The organism is Nostoc sp. (assembly GCF_036917575.1).
Taxonomy (GTDB): Bacteria; Cyanobacteriota; Cyanobacteriia; order Cyanobacteriales; family Nostocaceae; genus Nostoc.
Window position 1 is genome coordinate 1 of sequence record NZ_JBALDC010000103.1, and the last position, 2464, is coordinate 2464.

The window sequence follows — 2464 nt, forward strand, 5'->3', positions numbered from 1 at the left end:
AGCTAAGAACATCGGGAGCCGTGTACACGGAAACGGGTACGCACGGATCTAACTGAGAGGTGCAGGGAATAATATCCCCCATCGACTCAACCAATGCATTTACGTCAATAATGTAGAGACTAGGATGGCGCTATGCCAAGTTTTACTTTAATCTGGCTGATGGCAGGAGCAGTTTTGTGTTTAACAGAACTGTTCTTACCATCAGCGTTTGTCGCCTTCATGATGGGAATTAGCGCTTTTGTGGTGGCGCTGCTGTCTGGAGTGGGTATGGGAAGTGTATGGTTGCAAATTGTGGTTTGGCTCTTGCTTTCCACAGCCCTAATCATGCTTTCTCGTCGGTTTTTGCAACCAAAACAACGCAAATCAAAAATTCGGGATGCAGTCATAGCTGAAACCTTAACAGAAATTCTACCTGGAAAAACAGGGCGGGTGCGCTATGAGGGAAATTCTTGGCAAGCAAGATGTGACGATGACAAATTTACCATCCCATCCCATCAAAGAGTTTATGTGGTTAGGAGGGAAGGTACTACTTTAATTGTTGTACCAGAAAATCTATTGACTTCTTAAGTATTTGTTATTTGTCATTTGTCAAAATTCAATAGTTTTTTTTACTCTACTTCCTCTGCTCACTCCCGTTATTAATAAAAATTAGGAGATTTACAATGGAACAGTTCTTTTTACTAGTATTTTTAGCTCTTGGTGGTTCTGCTGTAGCAAGTTCGGTGAAAGTCGTTAATCAGGGCAATCAAGCTTTGGTGGAAAGATTGGGTAGTTATAACAAAAAACTAGAACCAGGACTAAACATAGTCATTCCTTTCGTAGATAGAATTGTCTACCGAGAAACTATCAAAGAAAAAGTCTTAGATATTCCTCCCCAACAGTGCATTACTCGTGACAACGTTGGCATTGAGGTAGATGCAGTATTTTACTGGCGCATCGTAGATATGGAAAAAGCCTGGTACAAGGTAGAAAATCTCCAGGCGGCAATGGTAAATATGGTGCTGACTCAAATTCGCGCCGAAATGGGACAATTAGAGTTAGATCAAACTTTTACTGCTCGTTCCCACATCAGTGAGCTTTTATTACAGGATTTGGATGTTGCTACCGATCCTTGGGGTGTAAAAGTAACACGGGTAGAACTGCGAGATATTATTCCGTCTCAAGCAGTGCGAGAATCGATGGAATTGCAAATGTCGGCAGAACGACGCAAACGAGCAGCAATTCTAACTTCTGAAGGCGATCGCGAAGCAGCTGTCAATAGCGCTAGAGGTAAAGCTGAGGCGCAAATCTTGGATGCGGAAGCTCGTCAAAAATCGGTAATTTTGCAAGCGGAAGCTGAACAAAAAGCGATCGTCCTGAAAGCTCAAGCAGAACGTCAGCAACAGGTTTTAAAAGCCCAGGCAATCGCAGAGTCATCAGAAATTATTGCCCAAAAGCTCCACAATAACCCTAATGCCAATAAAGCAGTGGAAGTACTATTTGCCTTGGGCTATTTAGATATGGGCGCGACAATTGGTAAAAGCGATAGCAGCAAGGTTATTTTTATAGATCCGCGTTCTATTCCTGCTGCTTTAGAGGGCATACGTTCTGTCGTTTCAGATGGTCAGGTTAACTCTAACGAATTGTTTTCTAAACAAATCCCAGGATTAGAAAACAATCGCCTTGGTTAAAAATGGGGACAAGGAAGACAAGTTTCTTTCTTGTCTCTTTTCAATCACAAATGACAAATGACAAATGATAATTAACCCAGAACAGGTTATTAACGCGATTATTGCGATCGCCTATCGCCTAATATTTCATCTGATCTATTTGATAAAATTACAATAGCTAGTGAAAGGAATGTGATGTCTAAGACGGGCTTATTATGTAAAATGAAGATGTTGTAAAATAAAGCTGATTTACCGCAGTAACAAAACCTCAGCACTTGTTGCTAAAGCCTCATCAGCCGTTACCAATCGAATATGATTTTGAAATGCGATTGTCAAATGTAGAGCATCCACTGTCAGTAAATCGCAAAGTTTTTCTCACGGGCGATCGCAGTAGCAGAAGATGTTACAGAGTGCGTGAAACACCAAACGTGAAAGTGATCGCCTTTTTTAAGAAGTGCATTGTTTGATTTTTGCAAGCGATCGCCCCGCAAGTTTCCCGAAAGTGCGATGGCTACGCCCGCCGCAGGCATCGCAGTAGCAGTAATTGATTTATGGCTGCAAAGCTAATTGCTTTTGGTAGGAATGCCATCGCAGAGGGTGCGATCGCTCACATTGGGATTTGATTGTAAATAAACACGTAACCTAGCGCAACTGTAGACGATTAAATCATTTAGATTATTTGGGTACACCTTCCAGACTTTCACGGTATTGTCATCACTTGCAGAAGCGATGGTCTTGCCATCGGGGCTAAATGCGACGCTAATGACCGCATCGCTATGCCCTTTGAAGGAGGTGATTTCTTTAGCTGTCGCCGC

General features: G+C 42.2%; 4 protein-coding genes. 2 read left to right on the plus strand and 2 right to left on the minus strand.

The annotated features are described in order from the left end of the window. The first annotated feature begins 132 nt into the window (after nt 1–132). Together V7K79_RS29055 and V7K79_RS29060 are read left to right on the plus strand one after the other, a co-directional pair. Nucleotides 133–567, plus strand: coding sequence for an NfeD family protein (locus V7K79_RS29055; protein ID WP_335052908.1), 435 nt, complete (start codon nt 133–135; stop codon nt 565–567). A 95-nt stretch (nt 568–662) separates the two neighbouring features. Next, nucleotides 663–1670: an SPFH domain-containing protein gene (locus V7K79_RS29060; RefSeq protein WP_335052910.1), complete on the plus strand. Its 1008-nt coding sequence runs from the start codon at nt 663–665 to the stop codon at nt 1668–1670. Between the two features lie 332 nt (nt 1671–2002). On the opposite strand, the gene V7K79_RS29065 is transcribed toward V7K79_RS29060, so the two are convergent. Both V7K79_RS29065 and V7K79_RS29070 read right to left on the minus strand, forming a co-directional pair. Next, on the minus strand, nt 2003–2179 hold the full coding sequence (locus V7K79_RS29065; RefSeq protein WP_335052912.1) for a hypothetical protein: 177 nt from the start codon (nt 2177–2179) through the stop codon (nt 2003–2005). 33 nt (nt 2180–2212) lie between these two features. After that, a partial coding sequence (locus tag V7K79_RS29070; RefSeq protein ID WP_335052914.1) for a WD40 repeat domain-containing protein occupies nt 2213–2464 on the minus strand: 252 nt, incomplete at its 5' end.

Coding starts and splice junctions, on each gene's coding strand:
- V7K79_RS29055 (WP_335052908.1), top strand. CDS start 133: ATGCCAAGTTTTACTTTAATCTGGCTGATGGCAGGAGCAGTTTTGTGT.
- V7K79_RS29065 (WP_335052912.1), bottom strand. CDS start 2,179: ATGCCTGCGGCGGGCGTAGCCATCGCACTTTCGGGAAACTTGCGGGGC.
- V7K79_RS29060 (WP_335052910.1), top strand. CDS start 663: ATGGAACAGTTCTTTTTACTAGTATTTTTAGCTCTTGGTGGTTCTGCT.